15 protein-coding genes are annotated in these 23,979 nt (G+C 70.9%); 4 read left to right on the forward strand and 11 right to left on the reverse strand.

Going from position 1 to position 23,979, the window contains the following annotated elements:
* Positions 1–211: 211 nt before the first annotated feature.
* The 3 genes from WMF34_RS13720 to WMF34_RS13730 form a co-directional block, all read right to left on the reverse strand.
* On the reverse strand, positions 212–919 hold the full coding sequence (locus WMF34_RS13720; RefSeq protein WP_437993543.1) for a hypothetical protein: 708 nt from the start codon (positions 917–919) through the stop codon (positions 212–214).
* A 161-nt stretch (positions 920–1,080) separates the two neighbouring features.
* A complete protein-coding gene (locus WMF34_RS13725; RefSeq protein ID WP_437993544.1) occupies positions 1,081–1,680 on the reverse strand; it encodes a 6-bladed beta-propeller in 600 nt (199 codons plus the stop codon).
* Positions 1,677–1,925 carry a hypothetical protein gene (locus tag WMF34_RS13730; protein WP_437993545.1) on the reverse strand — a complete coding sequence of 83 codons (249 nt, stop codon included), beginning with the start codon at positions 1,923–1,925 and terminating at the stop codon, positions 1,677–1,679. The genes WMF34_RS13725 and WMF34_RS13730 overlap by 4 nt, the downstream gene beginning before the upstream one ends.
* A 278-nt stretch (positions 1,926–2,203) precedes the next feature.
* On the opposite strand from WMF34_RS13730, the gene WMF34_RS13735 reads away from it, so the two are divergent.
* Positions 2,204–3,067 (forward strand): TetR/AcrR family transcriptional regulator, encoded by an 864-nt coding sequence (locus tag WMF34_RS13735; RefSeq protein WP_437993546.1) that lies wholly within the window; start codon positions 2,204–2,206, stop codon positions 3,065–3,067.
* Between the two features lie 277 nt (positions 3,068–3,344).
* Positions 3,345–7,496, forward strand: coding sequence for a hypothetical protein (locus tag WMF34_RS13740; protein WP_437993547.1), 4,152 nt, complete (start codon positions 3,345–3,347; stop codon positions 7,494–7,496).
* A gap of 24 nt (positions 7,497–7,520) precedes the next feature.
* Here the strand turns inward: WMF34_RS13740 and WMF34_RS13745 are convergent, their stop codons facing one another.
* From WMF34_RS13745 to WMF34_RS13770, 6 genes are all read right to left on the reverse strand, one after another.
* Complete coding sequence (locus tag WMF34_RS13745; protein WP_437993548.1) at positions 7,521–8,867, reverse strand: hypothetical protein; 1,347 nt, start codon at positions 8,865–8,867, stop codon at positions 7,521–7,523.
* Positions 8,868–9,109: 242 nt separating this feature from the next.
* Entirely contained in the window at positions 9,110–10,171 is a 1,062-nt protein-coding gene (locus tag WMF34_RS13750) for a hypothetical protein (protein WP_437993549.1), read from the reverse strand.
* Positions 10,172–10,461: 290 nt separating this feature from the next.
* Positions 10,462–12,087, reverse strand: coding sequence for a thrombospondin type 3 repeat-containing protein (locus WMF34_RS13755; RefSeq protein WP_437993550.1), 1,626 nt, complete (start codon positions 12,085–12,087; stop codon positions 10,462–10,464).
* Entirely contained in the window at positions 12,084–13,523 is a 1,440-nt protein-coding gene (locus WMF34_RS13760) for an SBBP repeat-containing protein (RefSeq protein ID WP_437993551.1), read from the reverse strand. Before WMF34_RS13760 ends, WMF34_RS13755 begins: the two co-directional genes overlap by 4 nt.
* Entirely contained in the window at positions 13,523–14,590 is a 1,068-nt protein-coding gene (locus tag WMF34_RS13765; protein WP_437993552.1) for a PEGA domain-containing protein, read from the reverse strand. The genes WMF34_RS13760 and WMF34_RS13765 overlap by 1 nt, the downstream gene beginning before the upstream one ends.
* A gap of 216 nt (positions 14,591–14,806) precedes the next feature.
* A complete protein-coding gene (locus tag WMF34_RS13770) occupies positions 14,807–16,459 on the reverse strand; it encodes an FAD-dependent oxidoreductase (protein ID WP_437993553.1) in 1,653 nt (550 codons plus the stop codon).
* Between the two features lie 857 nt (positions 16,460–17,316).
* On the opposite strand from WMF34_RS13770, the gene WMF34_RS13775 reads away from it, so the two are divergent.
* Positions 17,317–19,158, forward strand: a complete 1,842-nt coding sequence (locus WMF34_RS13775; protein WP_437993554.1) for a PE-PGRS family protein — start codon at positions 17,317–17,319, stop codon at positions 19,156–19,158.
* Positions 19,159–19,224: 66 nt separating this feature from the next.
* On the opposite strand, the gene WMF34_RS13780 is transcribed toward WMF34_RS13775, so the two are convergent.
* Positions 19,225–19,611, reverse strand: a complete 387-nt coding sequence (locus tag WMF34_RS13780; protein ID WP_437993555.1) for a KGG domain-containing protein — start codon at positions 19,609–19,611, stop codon at positions 19,225–19,227.
* A 983-nt stretch (positions 19,612–20,594) separates the two neighbouring features.
* On the opposite strand from WMF34_RS13780, the gene WMF34_RS13785 reads away from it, so the two are divergent.
* Entirely contained in the window at positions 20,595–21,620 is a 1,026-nt protein-coding gene (locus tag WMF34_RS13785) for a phosphatase PAP2 family protein (RefSeq protein WP_437993556.1), read from the forward strand.
* Positions 21,621–21,752: 132 nt separating this feature from the next.
* Here WMF34_RS13785 and WMF34_RS13790 read toward each other — a convergent pair whose 3' ends face one another.
* On the reverse strand, positions 21,753–23,726 hold the full coding sequence (locus tag WMF34_RS13790) for an ABC transporter ATP-binding protein (RefSeq protein WP_437993557.1): 1,974 nt from the start codon (positions 23,724–23,726) through the stop codon (positions 21,753–21,755).
* Positions 23,727–23,979: the final 253 nt, after the last annotated feature.

Consider the following 23,979-nt stretch of genomic DNA (forward strand, 5'->3'; position numbering starts at 1 on the left):
TCGGGGAGGTGGCGGCCGTCATCCTCTTCGCCACCTGCGCCACCCAGTCGTCAGGTCGGGGGGCAGAGCAGAGCGTGTGCGTAGCGCAACATCAGTCGAGCGCGACGTCGCAATGTGGCTCGGTAGACAGCGGCTGCTGCGAAGACCATGAAGGGGATGCTGGCGATCCATCGTGGGCCGGTAACAGAACCAAAGAAATAGCTCAACAATTCTAAAGGTGGACGCCGCCTCCCAGCGATACCCCCCACGTAGTCGCCCCTCGCTGCCCGGTCAGCCCGGACGGCGCATCCAGGTTGACGGCAACCTGGGAGCGTACGAACACCGGCTCGATTTCGACATTCGCATACAAGATTGCTGCCCATTGTGAGAAATCTCGCCCTGCGAGCGGCGCCGACTGCGCGAGCATCTGCACTCGCACTCCGGGCGTCAGCGGACCCATCCGCAAGCTCGCGTGAGCGGCGGCCACGACCGCCAGCCGAGACGGGTTGGAGTTCACGGAAACGAGCACGGCTGGATCAAACTCAGCGCCAACGATCACCGGGATGGACAGCTCCGCCCGGCTGCGGAGCAACAGCGCGATCGGGATCGCGTTTGGTGCCCACATCCAGTAATCCGCGAACCCGCGCGCGGCCGTAGCTACCGCGTAGTTGTACTCGGCCTCCGTATTCTTCGGGATGGTGCCAGGGAACGTCGTCACTGGCGGTGCAACCCCGACCCCGGCATAGATCGAGCGGTTTCGCTCCTCGAGAAGCGCCGCCTGCACGGTCACGAACGGATTCCCGAAGCGAAACGACGAGCGCCGCGCCTCGCCCTCGATCCGAAACGTAGTCCAGGCCGAGGTGACGTCCGTGGTTGCGAGCAGCCAGCTGTTCAGGCGAACGCCCGCTGCCACCTGCGGCGCGACATGAATAGTAGCCACCGTCCGATCCTGCGGTGAAGCTGTGAAAATACCGTACAGCGCAACATGGCCGCGGCCACCAGGTCGCGACGGAATGTCCCCCGTCGTCTGTGCCCAGCTCGGCGCCGCTCCGACCGAGGCAACCACGGTGACCGTGAGCGCGAGCCCGCGCGCTCTCCTCCTCACTTCGTCCTCCGGAACTTCTGCACGCCGCGACCCCTCAGGCTGGTGACGTAGACGCTGCCGTCGTGCCCAACGGCGATCCCGTGCCCCCAGTCGATCTCCCCGGGACCGTCCCCCGATGTGCTCCACCGGTCCACGATCTTCCCGTCGAGGCTCATCCGCAGCACATGCCCCCGCGGCCGCTCTGGATCCTGATCGCCTCCGTCTACAACGTAGATGTGCTGGTCGGGTCCGAAGGCGATCGCCCACGGTCGCCCCAGCGCTGCGCTCTTCCACTGTGCCAGGTAGTGGCCGTTCGCGCTGAAGACCTGAACACGCGCGTTCTCCCGGTCCGCCACGTAGACGCGCCCCTCGTCGTCGGTGACGATGCCGTGAGGCGTGTCGAGTTGTCCCGGCCCGAAGCCCCTCTCGCCCCACTCCATGACGAACCTGCCGTCCTCGGAGAAGCGCGCGATCCGCGCATGGTTGTAGCCGTCCGCCACGTAGATATCGCCGTCCAGGCCGAACGCCACGTTGGTCGGCCGGTCGAGCTGCTCGGGGCTCGTCGCGCACCCGATATCCGCGAGCAGTACGAGGATCCACGCACCGATGCCCTTCATGGCGCCTCGCCGAGGGTCATGACCACATCCCCCTCCGCCGTCAGCTTGAACACCCGGTTCTGCTCGGAGTCCGTCACCCAGACGAAGTCGTTGCGATCCACCTCGATCCCGTGTGGATAGAAGAACAGCCCCTCTCCCCACGCGTCGAGCAGCTCGCCCGTCTCTGGATCGAACGCCAAGATCGTGGGTTCGTGGATCGGCGCGTCGTTCCCTGACGTGCGCCCGGCCGCATGGCTCACCAGCACGCGCCCTCGCGCGTCAACCGCCACATCAAGCGCTGGGCCGAACACCATCCCGTCAGGGACACGCGGCCACCCATCCACGACCGCGTACGGCCCTGCAGGCGCGTCGTCCGCCGTCGGCGGTCGCGACGTGCACGCCCCCGCAAGCGCCAACCCTACCAGCCAGCGGCCCCCGCGCTGCGCCCCGGAGACCGACGTTGCGTTGCGAAGCAGCCATCCCATGACCAAGGATAACGATGTTATCCTGGTGGCGTCAACGGGCGAGGCGCGGACGTGGCAGAATGGTGGGCATGGGTGTGATGGATGCCGATGAGCCGGTGGGGCGCGTGTTCGTGGCGCTCTGCGAGGGACGGCTGACGCGGGACGATCTGACGGCCCGCAAGATCGCCGCATTCCTGGGCCAGACGACGATGGTGCTGTATCACCACTTCGGCTCGCTCGACGGATTCCTCATTCGCGTCGATGGCCTCGGGTGGCGGCGGCTCGCGGAGCGCCTCGACGCGCGGGCGCGGGCTGGCGCCGATGCGCGGTCGCTTGCCGTCGGGTACGTCGAATTTGCGCTGTGCCATCCGGACCTGTACTCGCTGATGGCTGAGCGCCGCTTCGATCGCGCCCGCCTGCGCGAACAGGGGCGCCTGCGGCTCGCGCGCCCTCTCTGGAGCTCATTCGTCGAGCTCTTGCGCCATCACGGCAGCAGGCGGCCGGAGGAGGATACCTACGTGCTCTTCGCAGGCCTCCATGGCATCGCGATGCTCGCGCTGAGCGGACGCGCCAACCTCGGGCGCGCCAACCTCGCCAACCTCGGGCGCGCCAACCTGGGTGAGGTTTCGTCCGGGGAAATTCCTTCCGTCCTGGTTCCTTCCAGCCTGGGTGGAGCTCCGCGTGGAGCCCCGGCTGGTACCTCCCCACCACTACTCCCACTACTCCCACTCAACCCGGGTGAGGATCCCAACCCGGGTGAGGGGTCCGCCGCCAACCTGGGTGAGGGGTCCGCCGCCAACCCAGGTGAGGGCCCCGTCGGAGATGCGGAGGTGGCCTTCGCCGCGGCACGCCGTCTCGCGGACCTCGTGCTCCCCGCCCGTCCACCCGAGCCGCCCGCCTCCCAGGTGAGCCGCGACTGCGGCGGCCCCGGGCGCCGCGCCTGAGCCGTCCGTCCAGGCGCCTGCCGGCCCCAGGGCGCTTCCAGGACGCTCCCTGCGCGATGCACCGGCTTCCTGGCACACCGTTTGCCATACGGGAAGAAAGAGCGCGTCGACCCGCGCCTTCGCGCCGGGCGCATCCCTCGCGCGGCGCGGGGCTTGCGCTGGCGTCGTGCGAGACCGACCCCAGCACATCGCGTCCGTTCGCCGGACAGGCCTCGCAATGTCGGGGAAATCGGCACGTCCTGCGAGCTCGCGGCATCTATCTCCTTTCGGAGGTGTTATGCGCGCGCGACGCACGGTCGCTTGGTTGCTCAGCGGGGGGCTCCTCACCGCCGGCGCCGGTTGTGGCAGCGACGAACCGGAGGCGCTCGGCGCAGCTCGGCTCGCGGTTGTCGCGAGCGCCGACCGCACCGTGCACGCGGTCGATGCGCTGGGCGCTCAGCACCAGGCCGCGATTGCCGCCAACGCGGACGCGAGCATCCTCGTCGCGACCTACACCGATCCGCGCGGCGCCCTCGCGGATCCGATCAGCCTGTCCGGCGTTGCGCGCTCCGCCGACGGCGGGAGATCCTTCGCCGAGGTCCTCGGCCCGAGCGGCGCGGGGGTGCTGCCCTCGGTCGCCGGCGGCCAGGTGCTCGGCGCCCCGCGCGTCGTCCACGATCCGACCCGCGACGTGTTCGTCAGCTCCTCCACCTACGTTCGCCCCGCCGATGGCCTCCAGGGCCTCTGCCTCCATGCCTCGAACCCCGGCAGCAGCACGGCCGGCTCCTCGTGGTCCGCACCGGTCGAGGTGACCCCCGCGTTCGTCGCGGGGGAGAGCGCCGAGCAGGCCTCCATCGACGTCAACGCGGCGACCGGGCGCCTCTCCGCTACCTGGGTTCAGCGCGGCGGGGTTCAGCGCGGCGGAGCGTCTCCGAGGATCCTCTACAGCCACTCCGACGATCTCGGCCAGACCTGGTCGCCCGCGGCCACGATCGCGCAGGCGCCCGCCGGCGGCGATCTCGACGGGCCGAGCGCGCGCATCCTCCCCGGGGCGACCGACACGGACTCGGTCGTCTATGCTGTCTTTCGCGCCATCGAGCCGGGGACCTCGCTGCGCAACGTCGGTTGCCGCCGGTCGATCGACGGAGGCGTCACCTGGGAGCCGCTCACCCTCCTCGACGAGGCCAGCTACCCCACGGAAGACCAGATCCTCGGCGTCGACCACGGAAGGAGCGCCCCGTCGATCGACGTCGACCAGGCCACGCGGCAGGTCTACGTCGTCTACCAGCGGAGCGGCGCCCACGGCACAGGCGACATCGCCCTGCGCTCCTTCACCGAGCAGTGCACCGCAGGCCCCGCCGTCCTCCTCAACAGCAATCCAGGGCGCGATCGGGCCCAGTTCTTCCCCTTCGTGGCCGTCGACCGAACGACCGGCACCGCGCACGTCGTCTACTACGACCAGGATGTCGAGAGCTCGGGCGACCTGACCGAGATCGTCCACACCGCGTCGAGCGATCAAGGCGCCTCCTTCAGCCCGCCCGCGCCGATCTCGGACCACCCCTTTCACGCGGGCCACGGCAACGACGCCTCCCGGCAGAACCTCGGCGACCGCATCGGCGGCGTCGCGCTCGCCGGTGAGCTCTACAGCGTCTTCAGCATGACGGCCACCCCGCCGCGGTTCGACGAGGGGCAGCCGTCGTCGACCTCCCTGATCGCGCCCAACGTCCACCTCGACGTCCTCGACGAGTTCGCCCGCGTCCCGCCGCTGCGCGCGGCCGGCGCCCGGATCGCGGACACCGCGTGCGGCGCCCTCGCGAACGAGCGCGTCGATCCGGGGGAGCTCGTCGAGGTCGGCGTCTACCTCGAGAACTACCTCGCCAACCCGATCTCCGGCAGGACGACCGTCTCCCGGATCACCGCCACGCTGTCGACGGAGACGCCCTCCGTGACCATCGTGAGGGCGAGCGCGCTCTACCCCGATATCGAGCCCCTTCGGACCGTCGCCGGCGACGCGCCGTTCGTCCTCAGGACGGCCCGGGACTTCGTTCCGGGAAGGCCGATCGATCTGACGCTCACGGTGAGCTCGGCTCAGGGCACGGTCGAGCTGCCGATCCAGCTCGAGACGGGCTCGCCGGGCGCCGCGGAGGTCCTCCTCCGCGAGGATTTCGACGCAGCGAGCGCGCCAGCGCTGCCCTCCGGCTGGCAGTCGGTGCGCGCCGGCGGGACGGCCTCCGCCTCGCCGTGGATCGTCGCGCAGACGCTGACGCCCGGAAACAACGCGGCATTTCACGACGAGGAGGCGGCGACGTCGCTCGTCGCGCTGGTGTCGCCCGCCGTGACCATCCCGGAGAGCTCCGGGAACTCCCACGTCACGCTCGACTTCGATCTCACCTACGAGCTGGAGGACGATCCGCAAAAGCTCATCCAGGCGTTCGACGGTCTGACGCTGCGCGTGGAGGATCTCACGGCCGGCGCCGCGCCCCGGGCGGTGCTCGCGGAGGCGTTCGCCGAGCGGATCGTCACCGGCGGGAGCCACCACTTCCCAAAGCACCTTCCAGCCCGCGACGACCCCGACTACCTGGAGGACAACGCGGTATGGTCCGGCAGCTCCAGCGGGACCAAGCGCGTGTCGATCCGCTTCCCTGGCGCGGGGCTGCGCGGGCGGACCGTGAGGCTCCGCTTCGACTACACGCAGGACGACAGCCGGGTCTGCACGGATATCGGGCGCCCCGGGCCGTGCGGCGTCGCGGTCGACAACATCGTATTCGCGGCGGTGCCGATCGTGTCCGGCGCCTGCGGGGCGGATCTGGCCATCACCCAGACGGCCGCGCCGGATCCTGTATCGCCGGGCGCGCAGCTCACGATGACGATCGACGTCGCCAACGAGGGGCCGGGCGATGCGAGCGACGTCGTCGTGTCGTCCGTGCTGCCCGACGGGGCGAGCCTCGCCAGCGCCTCGGGGACCGGCTGGACGTGCGACCTGGCCGGCGGAGAGCTCGTGTGCCGGCGCGCCTCGCTCGCCGCACGGGAGAGCTCGTCGATCGCGGTCACCATGGTCGCGCCCACGCTCCTGCCGCCCACGGTCGACGAGGAGATCGAGAGCTCGGCGAAGGTGAGCTCGAGCGAGCACGATCCGGCGCCGGAAAACAACGAGAGCAGCGTGCACATCGACGTCTCCGTGCCAGCGCGCCTGGTCGGCTATCTCACGGTCCTCGGCGAGCGCATCGCCGGCGAGGAGCTCGCCTATACGGTGCTCATCAGCAACACGGGGGGGCGCGTGCAGCCCGACAATCCAGGGTTCGAGTTCGTGGACGTGCTCCCGCCCGAGCTCCTGCTGGAAGGCGCGTTCGCGGACAGCGGCGCGGTCTCGGCCGATCCCGCCACCAACACGGTGGGCTGGGACGGCGAGGTCGGGCCGGGGGAGTGGGTGGTGCTCACGATGGAAGCGATTCTCCTTCCCCTGACCGATGGACTCGTCGTCACGAACCAGGGCACGCTCTTCTTCGACGCGGACTCGGACGGCGTCAACGAGTCGAGCGCGATGACCGACGAGCCCCTGTTCGCCGGCGCGGCCGATCCGACGGTGCTCACGGTGAGCCCCGCCGTCTGCGGCGATGGCGAGCTCGGGCTCGGCGAGCAGTGCGACGACGGCAACCTGCGCGACGGGGATTGCTGCTCGGCGCTGTGCACCGCCGAGCCGCCGACCACGATCTGTCGCATCGCGACCTCGCTGTGCGATCCCGCGGAGTATTGCGACGGCGCAGGGAGCTGTCCCGCGGACGTCATCCTGCCGGACGGCGCCAGATGCGATGATTTCGATGTCTGCAATGGCAGCGAGATCTGCTTCCAGGGACTCTGTCTGAACGACATCCCGCTCGACTGCGATGACGGGGATCCGACGACCACGGACGAATGCCATTTCTTCTTTGGCTGCCGGAACACGCCGATCAGCGCCACGGCGGGAGGAGGAGGTGTAGGCGACGACGGTGCAGCAGGCGTGGGCGGCGGCGGCGCAAGCGGCGGCGGCGCAAGCGGCGGCGGCGCAAGCGGCGGCGGCGCAAGCGGCGGTGGGGCGGGCGGCAGCGGACAGGGCGGCAGCGGCGCAGGCGACAGCGGCGCAGGCGGCGGCGGCGACGCCGGAGGACCGGCCGAGGGCGCCGGAGGCAGGAGCGACGGCGCGGGCGGCGATTGCTCCACCGATGCCGGTGGGGCGAGCGGCACAGGGGTAGGCGGTGGCCGAGATGCGGCGGGTGGGGGTGGGGAAGGGGGAGGGGGCCAATCCGAGGGAGGAGCGCCCCCGGGCCACTGCTGCTGTTTGGGCATCCGCTGCGCGTATGCCGTCATCGGCGGTGAGACCGGAGACGCGTCCGGAGCGGCCCGCGCGCTCGCGCTGTGCGGCGTCCTCGTGGCGCTCGGCGGCGCGCGCCGCGCCCGCCGCCGTCGCTGCTGACGGCGGCGCCCGCGCGCCCCGCGATCACCTGTAGACGAAGACCCCCTTCAGATCCTCGGTCTGCGAGATGGGCGTGCCGTCCTTCTTCGAGGTGGTCCTGAACTGGTAGATCATCCCCGGGATCAGCGCGGGACCGTCGTACTCGACGGAGACGTTCTCGCTCCCCGACACCCTGGGCACCTCGAGGTCCTCCCAGATCTTGGCGCCGAGCGCGTCGAACAACCGCACCTCGTACAGATCTTCGCTGGAGTCGTCCTCGAAGACGAACGTCGGTGTCCCGCTCACCTCCTCCAGCGCGCTCGCGCCGGGCGAGACCACGGCGAGCGCGCCCGTCACCTTGAACGACTCCGCGACGGGCAGATCCTGGCCGGAGACCGTGATGCGCACGATCTCGGTCCCGCCAATCGACGTGTCAGGATCCCGCACGAGCGCGTCGTCCTCGAAGGCGGCGAGGACCACGTAATCGCCATCGGGCACCCCGGCGATCGAGAACTCTCCGGTGACGTTGCCTTGCCGGAGCCCTCGCGGAGCCTCGCCGCGCGCGGCCGCCTCGTCAAAGGTATCGGCCACGACGAGGATGACCGAGGTCGCGCTCCCCCCTGGAGCATTCACGATCTCGACCTTGCCGCTCACCACCGCCGTGGCGTCTCCGGTCGCGTGGAGATCCACGCCCGTCGTCTCCTTGCCGGCGCTGACCGTCGCGCTCGCCGTATCGAGCGCGAGGTCGGCGGCATAACCCTTCACCGTGACGTCGCCCGCAGCCACGTTGTAGATGGTGTAGCTGCCGTCGAGATCGGCCGCGCCGGTGGCGCCTCCCGCGACCAGCAGCGTCCCGCCGGGCTGGTCGGCGTGGACGACCCCGGAGATGGAACCGAGCCCCTCGCTGTCCGGGAGCGGCAACAGCGAGATCTCCGTCGCCGCCGACTCGATCGCGGGCGGTTTGCCCGCCGCGGTGGAGAGGTCGATGGGCAGCGCGACCCGCGGCGCCTTCGGGAACGTCTCGTACGCCTGCGCGTCGGCGCGCAGCGTGATGTCGACCTCGATCGGAGCGCCGCTCGCGTCGCGCCGCGCGGGCACGACGAGCTCATAGGTCCCGTCGGCCCCGGTGACGGCCACCCGGGAGATCACCGCGTCGCTCGGGTCCCGGGCGAGCACGCGCGCGCCCGCGATGGCCTTGTCGTCGAGCGAGTCGTAGACGCGCCCCCTCAGGATCACCGGCTCGAAGCAAGCGGGCTCGGCGCCCTCCACCTCCTCGCACACCTGCGGGGCGGCGCACCCTGTCTGCGCGGCCACCGAGCAGCGCTGCGGCTGACCCTCGTCGTCGCCGCCGCACCCCATCCCCATCAAGGCGCACAGCATCCCAACAGACATCGAGCGCATCACCATCGACTCGTCTCCTTTCAAACCACGTCTTGTCGCTGCAAGCTCAGCTTCTCGGCTCGTGAGCGGCCAGCGCCGCGGCCTGCGATCCTGTCGCCGCTCCGAGCAGGCACAGTGAATCACGCAGGCGCGGCGGGCTCCGAGCCGGGGCAATACATCCCTCCGGTTCTTCTATGTCTTTCCTGGTTCAATCCCTGTCCTCGAATCCAGGGAGAACCCGGGCAAGCGTAGGGCTAGTTCAAGATGACCTGGCAGCAGCCGGTGATGCAGTAGTAGCCTGCGGCACAAGGCTCCTGGCCCGAGAGCCCGCACGGCTGGACCCCCGCCGCGCACTGGCCTTGGGGCTCGCCGGTGGGCCCGCCGCCGCTGCCGGTCGCGTCTCCGCCGCCGCCTGTCGCGGCTCCGCCTCCAGCTCCGCCGCCCCCGGCGCCGGCGCCAGACTCGAAGCAGTCGTCTGGCAGCGTGTCCTTGCCAAGGCACAGCTCGCAGCGGCCGCACTCGTTCAGGCAAGCATCCACGGGCGTGCAGGGCTCGCAGCGGGTCGGGTCGGACTCGTGGCCGCGCGAGCACGAGCCTTCACCGGTGCCATCGGCGTCCGAGCCGAGCCAGACGTACTTGCCGCCGCCCGCCGGCAGCTCGCAGCAGCCGAAGCAGTCGCAGCCGTTCGGCGTGAGCGGACCGCAGATCGTATGGCACATATCGGACTGCTCGTCGTTGAGATCGCTGCAGCTCTTGCCATCGGCGCCCGGCGTCGAGGCCCCGCTGTCGTAGGCGCACATCGTCCCGTTGCTCGACTCCGGGTGAAACCCGGGCGCGACCTCGTGCTCATCGCACTTGTGGTTCCAGTGGCAATCGTCGTTGCCGGAGCCGGAGTCCTGGTCGAAATAACAGTCGACGGTGCACGCCGGCCCCGCCTGGCCGGGGATCCCGCCGTAGTAGCTGCCCTCGGTGTTGTCGCACGGGCCGAGGCAATCCGGATCCTGCGCGTCGAGGAGCCCATCGCCGTCGTTGTCGACGAGATCGCCGCACGCGTACGTCTTGCCCTGGCACTCGACGATGCTCGTCGGGGTCGCCATGCCTCCGCCCGCAGCGCCGGTGCCGGCCCCTCCGCCGCTCGCGCTGCCGCCGCCGCTCGCGCTGCCGCCGCCGCTCGCGCTGCCGCCGCCGCTCGCGGCGTCGCCTCCGCCCGCGCCGCCGGATGGGGCGGCGCCGTCAACGGTGCTGTCGCTACAGCCGGCGCTGAGGGTGAGTCCAAACAGGGCGGTCACCAACGAGAGAGAGAGAGCTAGGCGCATGGTGTCTCCAGAGGTGGCTCAGGCGCTCCCGTCCGCAGCGCGAGCTGCGGAGCGGGACCACCGGCGCGTTCATCCGGAGCAGTTCCACCGCGGTCAGGTCACGGCTCAGAAAAATGACCGATCGCGAAAAAAACGCGGAACCATCGCGAAACCGGCGTGTGGTCGTGGGGTGATAACCCACGTTGTGCTCGCGGTTGTCTCTTCTCTTCCAGGTGGCAACCGAGCGGGCACGCTCGTCGCTCTCATGGGGTCGCGTGGCCGCTGCGCGCCAGGGCCGCGCGCGGCGGCGGTCACGCCGCGTGATCGCGCCGCCTTCGCGCGCCCAGGCCCAGCGCGCCCGCGAGGAGCGCCACGAGGCCGACGAGCGCGCCGCCGCGCTCGCCTCGCTGCATCGCGCAGACCAGCCCGGACGAGACCTCCGGCTCCGTGGACCCGCCGCCGCTGCTGCCCGCACCGCCGCTGTCGTCGCAGGCGTCGCCGACCCCGTCGGCGTCGCCATCCCCCTGATCCGCGTTGGCCGCGAGCGGGCAGTTGTCGTCGCCGTCGGGGACGCCGTCATTGTCGTCGTCCGCGTCATCGACGTCGCAGGCGTCGCCTTGATCGTCCTCGTCGTTGTCGGCCTGATCCGCGTTGGGGACGGAGGTGCAGTTGTCCTGCTCGTCCGGGACGCCGTCGTTGTCGTCGTCTTCCTCGCAGGCGTCGCCCTGACCGTCGCCGTCGCTGTCGGCCTGATCGGGGTTGTACTGCTCGTCGCAGTTGTCCGCCGCGTCGCTCAGGCCATCTCCGTCCACGTCCTCGCAAGCGTTGCCCACGCCGTTGTCGTCGGCGTCCGTCTGATCGGGGTTCGGCACGTGCGGGCAGTTGTCCGTCTCGTCCGGTATGCCGTCGCGGTCGCCGTCGACATCGGCCCCGAGGTCGCAGGCGTCGCCGCGGCCGTCGCCGTCGCCGTCGGTCTGATCCTGGTTGGGCACGTGCGGGCAGTTGTCCTCCGCGTCCACGACGCCGTCGTTGTCGTCGTCGTCCTCGCAGGCATCGCCGGTGCCGTCGCCGTCCGTATCTTCCTGGAACAGATTGGAAACGACGGCGCAGTTGTCCTCCACGTCGACCACGCCGTCGTCGTCGCTGTCGGGATCGCAGGCGTCCCCGAGGCTGTCCCCGTCCGCGTTCTCCTGGCCGGGGTTCTGATCCGCAGGGCAGTTGTCCTCTCCGTTGCGCAGCCCGTCGCCGTCGGCGTCGATGTCGGGCTCGCAGAAGTCGCCGATGCCGTTGCCGTCGCTGTCCTCCTGGTTCGGATTGCGCGTGGCAGGGCAGTTGTCGCAGAGATCGCCGATCTTGTCGTCGTCTCTGTCCTGCTGGAGCGAGTTCGGGACGTCGCGGCAATTGTCGACGTCGTTGTCGATGCCGTCGCCGTCGTCGTCCCCGGCCTCACAAACGTCGCCGGTGCCGTCTCCATCGGAGTCCACCTGATCGTCGTTCGCCGTGAAAGGACAGTTGTCGTCGGCATCCAGGACACCGTCGTTGTCGTCATCGTCGTCGCAGGCGTCGCCCGTGCCGTCCGCCTCCGCATCCGACTGGTCCGGGTTCATCGCGACAGGACAGTTGTCGCACGCGTCGCCGACGCCGTCGGAATCCGAATCCCGCTGATCCTGGTTGCGAACGGACGAACAGTCGTCGCACGCATCGCCGACCTTATCGCCGTCGGCATCCGCCTGGTCCGGATTCTGAGTCTGCACGCAGTTGTCCAGGGGATCCACGACCCCATCCAGATCGGTATCAGGGTCCTCCGCCCAGCCGGTCGCTGGCAGGATCAGCCCGAACAGGGCCGCCACGAGCCCCACGGAGAACCGTCGCCCGCGCGACCGCACGCCCCTCGTCCCCGCACGTTTCATCGCGCCTCCGTCCTTCATGGCCTTCATGGCGACAGCTTGGTCACGAACACATCCGTGCCCTCGCCTCCCTCGATCCGCTTTTCCCCGAACGTCACCTTCCCGGTGAACGCGCCGGTCACGTAGACCTGCCTGTCGCGGTCGATGGCCACGCCCGTCGCCCGGTCCGCGCCGGCGCCGCCGAAGCGGTGGCTCCACCGGTAGCCGCCCTCCGGATCGAGCTTGGCCACGAACACGTCGTCGTCCCCCGCGCTCGTCACCGATCCGTCCGCCAGCGTCGTGTCTCCGCGGAACCCCCCCGCGACGACCACGTCCCCCGCGCCGTCGACGAGGAGCTGCCCCAGCGACGCGCCGTCCTCGCCGATCACCCGGCTATAGATGTGCTCGCCCGTCGAATCGAGCTTGGCCACGAACACCGCCTGGTGCTCTCCGGCCGTCCGAGGGCCCCCGCCGAGATCGATCGTCGCGCCGAACTCCCCGCCCACGATCACATTGCCCGCCCCGTCCACCGCGACCGCCTTGGCCCGCTGCGGCCCCGCGTCGCCGAAGCGCTTGCTCCAGCGGTGCTCGCCGAGCGCGTTGAAGCTCGCCACGAACACATCGAAATCCCCGGCGCTCTCCAGCGGCTCGCCGCCCAGATCGAGCGTGCCGGCGAAATCTCCGATCACGATCGCGTTGTTGCGCGCGTCCATCGCCACGGCGCGGGCCTGCTGATCGAAGCCGTCGCCGAAGCGCTTGCTCCAGAGCAGCACGCCGTCGTTGTTGAAGCTCGCCAGGAACACGTCGCTGCCCCCGGCGCTCTCGAGCCGGTCCTTGCCGACGTGCAGCGCGCCCGAGAAGCGGCCGGCCACGACGAGGAGCCCCGCCGCCGTCGCCGCCACGCTCGTCGCCGCCTGGAAGCCGATGCCCCCGAGCGGCTGCAGCCACAGCTCCTTCCCCTCCGCGTCGAGCCTCGCGACGTAGCCGTCTCGCCCGCCGGCGCTCGTCCGCGGCTCGCCGCCGAACTCCAGCGTGCCGGAGAACTCCCCCGCGACCAGGAGGCCCTCGTTCCCGTCCGGCGCGAGCGCGTTCACCGTCTGCGGATCGAACGCACCGAAGCGTTTCAGCCCGAGCCCCGACCCGTCGCTCGCCGCGAGCCGCGCCCAGAAGACGTTCTCCTCGCCGATCGGGGTCACGCTCTCGTCGTCGAGGGCCACGTCCTCCGCCTTCGTGAGCCTGCCAACGAGCGCCGCGGTGCGGTCGTCGAAGACGGCCACGCTCGTCCCTGCACGCTCCCCGTCGCCCCCGAGCGCGCGCGCCCACTGCACCTCGCCGCCCGACCGCGGCGCGCCACCGCCGCCTTCGCCGCCGGCCCCCACAGGGGTCGGCAGGCTGAGCTCGGGAGCGCAGCCGAGGACCGCAGCGCCGACCATCACGACGCCGAGCGCCGCGCCGGCTGTCGCCGAGTAGAACCGCCGCACCCTCATCAGAACACCCCCTGCCACGCCAGGCCCTGCGTTGTGGGCGTCGCGATCGGCACGAGCGACGACGCCTGGTCGCCGCCCGCCTTGGGCCGCAGGAGGATGCCGCCCAGCGCCGCGCCCACGCCCGCGAGGCCGACCGCGCCGAGCGTCACCGACAGCCCCAGGCTGCGGTTCCACCGCGCCCGGAGCGCCTCCATGCTCTCGAAGTCGTGGACGCCCCGATCGCATACGGACCCGGGGCACTCGTCCTCGACCCGAGCCCGCGCGGTCAGGTGGTCGGCAGCGAACACCGCGCCCCCCGCGAGCGCCGCGAGCCCCACGCCGCCCGCCGTCCATGCCCACAGCGGCACCGGCGCGCGGGGCTCCGCCGGCGCATCCGCGGGCGGCAGCTGCCCTCCGCCCACGTTTGCGCCCATGCTCCCACCTGCGGCAGCGCCTGCCTTCGGCTCGGTCGACTGCCCCGGTACGAGGCGGATGCGGACCTCCACCGGCGCGCGCTCCGCCTGCTTCAGCGTGACCTCGCGCCGCGCCGTCTGGAAGCCAGGCGCCGTCACCACCACCTCGTGCCGACCGGGGTTGAGCTTGCGCGGGTAGGGGAGCGCCGCGCGGGGGATCGGCTGGCCGTCCACGCGCGCCTCGAGCTGGTCCAGCGCCGCGCCCTCGATCCGGAGCTGGAGCGACGGGATGCGCGCCTCGAGCTGCTCGACCATCGCCGCGGCGGCCGCCCGCGCCTGCGTGAACACCGGCGGCTCGTCGCTCCCGAGGGGCAGGTGGACGACCTCGTAGGCCGTCTCCCGGGCCTCGATCAGGCGACCGAGCGCCTCGTCGGCGCGCGCGAGATCGAGCCCCGTCGTGGGGACGCGCACGAGCGCATGGGCCGCCTGGAAATCGTCGCGGGCGCCGGCGACGTCCCCCGCGTCGCGCTTCTTGCGCCCCTCGATGAGGAGCGTCCGCGCGGTCTGCCGATCGGCCGCCGAGGGCTCGGCCCGCGCCGGAAGCGCCCCGGCGACCGAGAGGACAGCCAGGGCTATGCCTGCGGCGCGGGAGGCACGGGGGCGCAACAATTTCATCTCATCACCAAGCCGTCCGGGACAGTCCCGGACTACTCGATCATGATCGCACGCCGCTCGCGCGGGGGTCAACTACGCCAGCGCGCGCGCATCGTGCTCATGGGGACATGGCGCGCGCATCGCGGTTGGCGTCGATCGTGTTGATCATGTCGAACACGTCGATCCACGCGCATTGCGCTCATCGGTTGTTGGCGCTCGCGACGCGCTCCGTTCACGTCACGTGGCCGGGCGACTCTGGGGCAGGGGCACGGCCGCCGGCTGACCGGCGACCCCCTCCCGCTCCCTCGGCGGCGAAACCGATCCTCCGGCGCCGAGAGGCGCCTCGCTCGGCGCGCTCGGCGTGAGATCGGCCGTCGCCGGGCCTCGGAGGACGCGGCCCATGGCGTCGAAGCGGGCGCCGTGACAGCGACAGTCCCAGCTGCGCTCCGCGGAGTTCCACGAGACCACGCCGCCGAGGTGGGTACACATGGCCGACATCTCGTGGATCTGTCCTTGCGGATCACGGTAGACGGCGAGCTTCTTCAGGCCCCTGCGCACGACGGCGCCGGCGCCGGGCGCGATCTGCGCGACGTCCGGGACATCGCCCTTGCCGAGCCACGAGGCGTACTGGCACGCGACATTGAGGTTCTCCTTCACGTACTCGGAGACGGCGGCCAGGCTCAGGTTGACGCGGGTGGGATCGAAGAGCGACGCCATCCGGCTCTCGCGGCCCTGCACGAGGTCGGAGATCACGAGGCCCGCAATGGTCCCGTGCGTCATGCCGTTGCCACAGTCGCCCGTGGAGATGAGGATCCTCGATCCCTTCTTGATGCGACCGATGTACGCGAGGCCGTCGACCGTCTCCATCACCTCGCCGGACCAGCGGTGCAGCACCTCGCCGGCCTGCGTGAAGCGCTCTCTCGCCCACGCCTCGAGCCGCGCGTGGCGCTGGTCCGCGTCGCTGGCCTGTCCGGTCTTGTGGTCCTCTCCTCCCACGAGGAGCACCTCGTCCGGGCCGTCCGCGCCGTTGATGTCGGCGAGGCGCACGTAATGGAACGGCTCGGCCGTGTCCCAGTAGAGCCCCGGCGGGACGGCGCCCCGCGGGATGCGCAGGCCGACGACATAGGTCCGGTAACCGGCTTGCTTCAGGTGGACGGCGATGCGCGGAAGGAAGGGGGAGTTCGTGGCGAGCACGGCCTCGCTGGCGATCACCCGGTGCCCGCGCGCCGTCTTGACGACCACCCCGTGAGGCACGGTGTCCTCGTCGACGTCGACCACGTGCGCGAGCGTGTAGAGCCTGCCGCCGTCGCGCTCGAGCGCCCGCGCGAGCCCCGCGAGGTACCTGCGGATATGGAACTGCGCCTGATCGGGGAAGCGGACCGCGGGCCCCGTATCGAAATCGAGCAGCGGCGCGCGGTCGACGTAATGGGTCGAGCCGAGCCCGGCGCGGTGCGCGGCCTCGAGCTCGTCCCGGAGGGTGGCCGGGGGCGACCCAGGGGCTGTGAAGAGATAGCCGTGGACGCGCCGGAAGTCGCAGTCGATCTTCTCTTCCGCGACGATCCGCTCGATCGTCTCGATGGCCGCCGTGTGGCTCCTTGCGGCGAGGCGCAGGCGTCCTTTGCTGTGCAGCTTCGCGAGCGAGGCCCAGCGCCGGTCGAGCGCGTGCGTGATGTGCGCGGTGGTGAGCCCTGACTCGCCCCCGCCGATGGCGCCGTTGTCGAGGACGACGACGCGTTTGCCGGCCCTCGCGAGGAGATACGCCGTCGTCAGCCCGGCGATCCCCGCGCCGACGACGCACACGTCCGCCTCGTGGTCGGCCGCGAGGGGGGTCATCGGAGGGATGACGGCGTGGGTCCAGGCGGTGTTCTTATCGTAGGCTCGCTCCGTCATAGGCGCTCCGCGTCTGGACGCCGAGCGCTTTGGCCCGGCGCTTCGTCTCGGTGATCGGTCGTGGGATCCGCCGTCCGGGAGGCGTGATGATCCGCCGCGCCAGATGCCCTGGATGCGGCCTCCATGGCCGCCGCGCCGCCGGCGCGCGCGGGGGGACGCGCGCCGGCGGCGCTCATCGTTCGCGCGCGAATGCGCGCCCGGGTGAGCTCGTCAGGCCCCTCCCGCAGGTCGGCGGAGAGGTGGTTGAAGCGAGCGGGCGACAGGCGGGTGAGCGGCCGAGCGCCGTGCCGACGCTCGCCCGCGCGGCCCCTGTCACCGCTGCACGCGAAGGGCGTGAGCGTGAAGAGAGCCGTGGCGCTCCTGAGCCAAGCCACCCACATCACTCGCGGGACGATGCAGATCGCATACCGCGCCCACCGCCGCCTGGCGCGGCTTGTATGTTGGACGTGCCGCGGGGCTCACGGTGGGGCATTCTGCCACGATGAGGCAACCCTGCGCCGCGCGCGGCGCGCGTTCGAGGCCATCGCGGGCCGCGTGCAAGAGAACGGTTGGTCAGCGGGGAGCCCCGTCCAGGCGAGGCGCGCCGTCCAGGCGGGATGCGTCGTTCCGGCGGATCCAGGGGTAGCCGATCGTTGCCACGAATTCGCCGCGACAGCTGCTTGATTCGATCCGCGCGCACGCGTACTTGACGTCCACGACACAGCAGATTGAGGACGTTCGACAGCCCACAGCGAGGGGGTGCCGGACCGGCCTTGGCTCCACCGAGCGCCCGCGGCTCGGGCTCTTCGTCGAGACATGGAGGATGGATGAAAGCGCACCTGGTGACGAACGTGGCTCGGATTGCTCTTCTGACGAGCATGGGACTCCCCCTGGGCTGCAACGGCTGCGACTCGGAGCCTGAGGACGGCGTCACCTCGTCGGCGAGCGGCGTCGGAGGCGGCGGCGGGCAAGGCGGTGAAGGCGGCGTCGCCGGGCAGGGCGGGTCCGGAGGCGGCGGCGGGCAAGGCGGCGAAGGCGGCGTCGCCGGGCAAGGCGGTGAAGGCGGCGTCGCCGGGCAGGGCGGGGCCGGAGGCGACGGCGGGCAAGGTGGTGAAGGGGGGGCCGGGGGACAAGGCGGGGTCGGAGGCGCCGGCGGCAGCGGTGGAGTCGGAGGCGCCGGCGGCGGTGGAGTCGGAGGCGCCGGCGGCAGCGGTGGAGTCGGAGGTGCGGGGGGGCAAGGTGGCGAAGCGGGCGCCGGTGCATCAGGCGGGGTGGGGGGTGCAGGCGGCCACGGCGGCGCGGGCGGCAGTGGCGGCGGCGAGCCTCCGGCGTTCCTCGGAGATGCCCTGTGGGGGCTCGGCGCCGGCGAGGCGAGGAACGAGCGAATCGAGGCGATCGCGGCGGATCCGCACGACAACGTCGTCCTGGTCGGCGGCTTCGAGACGGCGATCAACTTCGGTGGCGAGGCGGACGCCCTCGCGAGCGACGGTGGTCTCGACCTCTTCGTCGTGAAGCTCGACGCGGCGGGAGGCCACGTCTGGAGCAGGCGTTTCGGGGGCAAGTCCGATCAGGTCGCGTTCGCGGTGGCCACGGACTCGATCGGCAACGTCGTCGTCGCGGGGGAGTTCGAGGGAACCCTCAACTTCGGCGCGGACGCGAGCACGGAGCTCGTGAGCGCCGGTGGGAAGGACCTCTTCGTCGCCAAGCTCGACGGCGACGGCAACCACCTCTTCAGCAAGCGCTTTGGCGGCGAGCTCGACCAGGGCGCCACGGCCGTGGCCGTCACCGAGGCGGGCGAGATCGTCGTCCTCGGCATGGTCGACGGCAGCATCAATTTCAGCGAGGCGCCCGGGACCGCGCTCGAGGGGAGCGGCGGTCCCAACGTCGTCGTGGCGAAGCTCGACGCCGGCGGCGGCCACCTCTGGAGCCGGCGGTTCGGGTCCGCGGAGAGCTGGCAGCGCTTCCGCAGCATCGCGGTCGGCGGGTCGACCCTCTACGCGGCCGGCGCCTTCGGCGGAAAGCTCGAGATCGACGGCCACGTCGTGGAGAGCACCGTCGACGGCTCGCGCGACGACGAGCCGATCCACGGCATCGATGGGCTCGTCCTGAGGTTCGATCTCGCATCGGGGAGCCTCGTCTGGGGTCGGTCGCTGGGCGCCGCCGGCGAACAGTTCGCCAAGTTCATCAGCCTCGGGCTCGACGGCCATCCGGTCGTCCTCGGCAACTACCGCGCGCCGTTCCGCGTCGGGCCCACGGACATCGAGCGCGCCGCCGTCGGGGATTACGACCTCTACCTGGCCCGGCTCGACGCAGAGACCGGTGAGCCGCTCGCCGCCCGTGGGCTCCCGTCCGCGGGCGACGAGTTCGTCTGGGGCTTCTCGCAGGACCCCTGGGGCAACCACGTGCTGAGCGGTTACTTCACGGAGGCGCTCGAGCTCGGCGGGGCGCCCGTGGAGATCGAGCCGCCCGAGTCGGGCGACGCGTTCGTCGCGAAGCTCAGTCCGGATTTCTCCGAGGAGCTCTGGTCCGACGTCTACCGCGATGGGGTCTTCTGCTTCACGACGGCCCAGGCCGTCACCGGCAGCGGGAACACCGTTGCCGCCGGCCTCTTCCACGGCCAGCGGATCGAGCTCGGCGGCGGCCTCCCCGCCATCGAGCACAGCGCGCCTGTGGGCGATCGCCGCAACGGCGACGTCTTCCTCGTCACCCTGTCGCCGTGACGGACGATCGGGCGCGCAGGCACCCCCGCGCGCCCGATCACCGGCGGCGATGTGCCGCAGCGCTGCTCAGTTCGTCTCGTGGCGCGGCCCGACGGCGTCGGCGCGCTGTGCGGCGCTGCTGCCCTGCTCGCCGTCGCGCTCGCTCTCCCCCGGCGCGCCGCTCTGTCCGTCGCCGCGCGACTCGCCGCCCTTGCGGCCGATCTGCGCCATGTGTCCGCGGTTCTGGCTCACGGCTGCGCCGCCCTTGCGGCCGATCGCGGCCATGTGCTCGCGATTCTGGCTCACGCTCGCGCCGCCCTTGCGGCCGGCCGCGCGGGCCTCCTCGGAGCTGAACTCGTGGGCCGTGCCCTTCTCGTGCGCGGCCTTGCCGCCCATGCTCGCGATCGCGCGTTGCTGCTTCTGGTCCATCGCGGCGAACCCACGACTGCTGCTCTGACCGTGTTGCTGTGCCATGAGTCGTCTCCTTGGTGTCTGGGCGCATCGCTTCAGCGCCCTCACGGGGCGACCCAGGCGTGGTGCCCTGTGGGATCGTCGCTGAACGATGTCGGCTCCTCCGGGGGACTGCAACGTGAGTGCCATGAAGAGGGATCCATTGCCACGCGACGTCACCGGCGCGGATCCAACGAGGCTTCCGTGGGTTCTCGCGAGCGCTCGGGAGCGTCCCGGGTGCGCTCCAGCAGGGTGAGGTGGCCGCGATCCTCCGCGCGCGCCCGGGGAAGACGCGGTTTCTGCGCCGACGTGCGCGGCGCCGATCGCGTCGCGTTGCGTCCAGCGCCGCTCAGCCCGGCCGAGACCGGCGCTCCAGCGGACGCCCCGCCGCGCGGCAGACTGCCCCACCGATCGTGAGCGCGCGGGCCATCGCGCCTCGTCCGCGCCGCGCGGTCGAAATCCACGGCGCCCTCTCGTGTGGACGACTCCAGCGCTCGCGACGTCGCCGACGTCACGGCCGCCGGGCCGCCGCGAGGATGAGCTCCGGAGCCCTGCGTGCTTGACGGCGCGCGTCCTCGATCGCCATCGCCGATCCCCCCACCGGCGTTGTGGGCGCAGCCGTTTCGCAAATCCAGGGCGCTGCCGTCACGCAGATTCTGCGCGTCCGGAGCCCGGCAGCCCAACCTGGGACACGACAGCGTCGTGGTGACGCGTAGACCCTGCGCCGCTGCGTCGCCGCGTTCGCACGCGCGCGGTCCGGCGAGGCGGCGTTTGGGCCGTCGCACGAGCGCCATGCCGGGGGCGTGGAGGCCCCTGCCGCTGTCGAGCGGCGCGAAGCGGCCCGTCAAAAACTCGACATCCGTGTGGCCCCCGAGTTGCTCCGTCTGTTGCCTCCCGGTCGCTGGATCGTCACCGATGTCACGGTGACGCCACGCGCGAACACGTGATACAGAGCGGCCCGGCGTCATCAGCCCATGCGCACCATGCCATCCCTGGAACATCCCCGAATGCAAGAGAGGATCACGACGGACTGCGACGAGGTCGCCGGCTCCGGCGGGCTGGTCGACGTCGAGCCCGAAGGCGCGCTGTTGAAGGACGCTCTGCGCGGCCTGGTCGGCGTGTTCGCTCTCCACGACGCGATCCTCATCGGCTATCTCGCCTTGACGACGATCGTCCTGCTTGGCGCGCCGCCGACGGAGCTGCGAGCGCAGTGCATGAACCGCAATCTGGCGGGCATCGCCGCCCTGGTGTCCGTCTGCGTGCTCGTGCGCCGGGCGACGTTCCTGGCGCCCTTGCTGCGGAGCGTCCTTTACCGACTCTCGCTCGTCGGCGCCTTCCTCCTCAACTACCTGTCGCTCCGGACCCTCTTGCCGGCGGTCCGGAGCGACAGCGTCGACGCGCAGCTCCTCCACATCGATCTCCTCCTCTTCCGCGTCGAGCCGGCGCTCTGGATGGAGCGCTTCAACACGCGCCCGATCGTGGAGTGGTTCTCCTTCTTCTATTTCAGCTACTTCTTGATCTGTTTCCTCTCGATGGTGCTGGCGGTATGGGTCGCCCGCCCGGGGCGGGGGACGACGGAGTACGCGGTCGGCTCCACGATCGTCTACTGTGTTGGCCAGCTCGGTTACATGGCGGTCCCTGCGTACGGCCCCATCCAGGCGCTGAGCCACCTCTATCAGGGGCCGCTGGACGGCGGCTTCTTCTGGGGCTGCGTGAGCAGCGTCGTGCAGGCCGGCGGCGCGATGAAGGACGTCTTTCCCTCCCTGCACACGGCCGCTCCGCTCTGGTTCGCCCTGTACACGTTCCACCGCGCCCGCACCGACCGGCGCCTCTTCTGGCTCGCCGTGGTGGCCGCGTTCTTCTCCATGAACATCATCGTCTCCACCATGCTCCTCCGCTGGCACTACGCGGTCGACGTCGTCGCCGGCGTCTTCTTGGCCGTGGGCACGGCGTGGCTCACGCCGCGGCTCGTCCGCTGGGAGGAGGGGCTCCGCGCCCGCATGGGCCAGCCGCAGCCGTGGAGCTTCCGGTAAGCACGCCTCGCGGGCGCCGGCGCGCTCCAGTCCCGCGCGCCTTCGCGTCGGGGGAAGCTGGCCTCAAGGAGCCGGCCTCGGCCTGAGCTCGGTGAGCACGAGCGCCCGCGGCCTGCTCGATCTCGCGGCCGCTCAGGCGAGCGGTGCCTCCCATGCCTTCAGCGGAGTACCCCGCGGGAGCTCGTCGGCGCGGTCAGCCGCCGGCTGGAGCCGCGGTGCTTCGTGGACGCGGGCCGGCGGCGCCTCCATCGCCGCAGGCGCCTCGGCGGCGCTCTCCGGCAGAAATCCGTCCGACTGCTTGCTCCAGAGCCGCTTGTAGGCCCCGTTTCGCGCGAGCAGCTCGGCGTGCGTGCCGTCCTCGATGATCCGGCCGTTCTCGAACACCAGGATGCGGTCGAGGTGCACCACGGTCGAGAGGCGATGGGCGACGACGAGCACCGTCTTCCCCTTCATGACGCCGTCCATCGTGTCCTGGATGGCCTGCTCGGTGATCGAGTCGAGGCTCGAGGTCGCCTCGTCGAGGAGGAGGATCGGCGCGTCCTTCAGGATGACCCGCGCGATGGCGATGCGCTGCCGCTGGCCGCCCGAGAGCTTGACGCCGCGCTCGCCGACCATGGAGTGATACTGGTCCTTCATCTGCACGATGAACTCGTGCGCGTGCGCCTTGCGCGCGGCCTCGACCACCTCTGCGTCGGTCGCGTTCAGCCGGCCATAGCGGATGTTCTCGAGGAGCGTCCGGTGGAAGAGGCTCGGGTCCTGCGGGATCAGGCTGAGCTGCGCGTGAAGCGCGTCCTGCGTCATGTCTCGGATGTCCACGCCGTCGATCAAGATGTGACCGGAGTCGATGTCGTAGAGACGCAGGATGAGGCTGACGAAGGTGGATTTGCCTGAGCCGGAGAAGCCGACGAGCCCGACGCGCTGGCCGCGCGGGATCGTCACGTCGAGGCCCTCGAAGATCGGCTGACCGGGCGTGTAGCCGAAGGTCACGTTCCGGAGCTCGATCCGGCCGCGCTCGAGCGTCGGGGCGACGGCCTCGGGGCGGTCGACGAGCTCGTGGGAGCGGACGATGGTGTTCACCCCGTTCGCGACGTTGCCGACGAACTCGAAGAACTCGAGGAAGCGGCGGCTGAGGTTGCGCGCCTCGTTGATGATGAGGAGCGACAGGCTCGTCGCCATGACGAACTCGGCGACGCCGATGTCGCCGCGCTCCCAGAGCCTGAGCGATTGGTAGAGCGTCCCCACCTTGAGCAGCGCGGCGGACGCGAACTGGAACCAGCGCACGCGCTCGGAGTACCAGTTCGATCTGCGCACCGCGCGGAGCTCGTGCTTGAGCTGCTCGTCCAGGTACGCGCGCTCGAAGCCGAACCGGGCGAAGAGCCGCGCGCTCGTGAGGTTCGTGACGGAGTCGACGAGCTTGCCTGTGGTCTCGCTCCGCGCGGACGCGGCGCGCACCGCGTGGGGCTGACACCGGGTCGCGAGCCAGTAGGAGATGCCGACGAACAGCACCGCCCAGGCCGAGACGACCGCGGCGAGCGCCGGGTGAGCGCGGTAGAGCAGCCCTATCGAGACCGAGAAGACGATGGCGATGGGCCAGAAGTCGAAGAGGATGGCCCACAGGGTCTGCGAGACCCCCATCGACGTCTCGCTGATCCGGTGGGCGAGCGCCCCGGCGAAGTTGTTGCTGAAGTAACGATGGGAGTGGTGCTGGAGGTACGCGTACAGATTGCGGGTCACGTTCTGGCGCTGCCACGGCCCGACGAGGATCTGGCAGAGGCCGGCGATCCGGCTGAACAGGAACTCGCCGGCGATGAGCGCGACGAACAGCGCCAGCGCGTCGCGCAGCCGTCCGCTCAGCACGGCGCGGCCAGCGCCCGACGCCTGCGTCACCCCCTGGATGACCTGCCCGATGGCGTACGGGATCATGATCCCGCACGAGGCGTGGGCGGACTCGAACACGAACATCGCCAGGTACCAGGCGCGGTAACGACCGACGAAGTGAATGATGAATCGAAAGGGCGTGTCCGGAAGCACCGGAGCGCCGGGGGCGCGCTGCAGAGAGGTCTTGGGTTCCACCGAGATGTCCTGGGGCGCCCAGCGCGCCCTCATGAGCTGACGGTCACCGCGCGCTCCGCCCTCACATGCCAAATGCACTAACCGGGCCAGCTCTGCCTTGGCCGTGACCGCGCCATGACCGTGCCATGACCGTGGAGGAGCGGTGGGAGAGGGCTGCTGCCTCAGCAGCAGCCGGTGGTGATCGGCTGCTGCAGCGCGCGCAGGGGTGGTCGTGCGCTCGAACGATCCGGATCGACGCGCGGGCCCCGTGGAAGTTCAAGGGGGGTTGTCGCTCGGCCCTTGCGTG

Source organism: Sorangium sp. So ce145 (genome assembly GCF_051525985.1).
Taxonomy (GTDB): Bacteria; Myxococcota_A; Polyangia; order Polyangiales; family Polyangiaceae; genus Sorangium; species Sorangium cellulosum_B.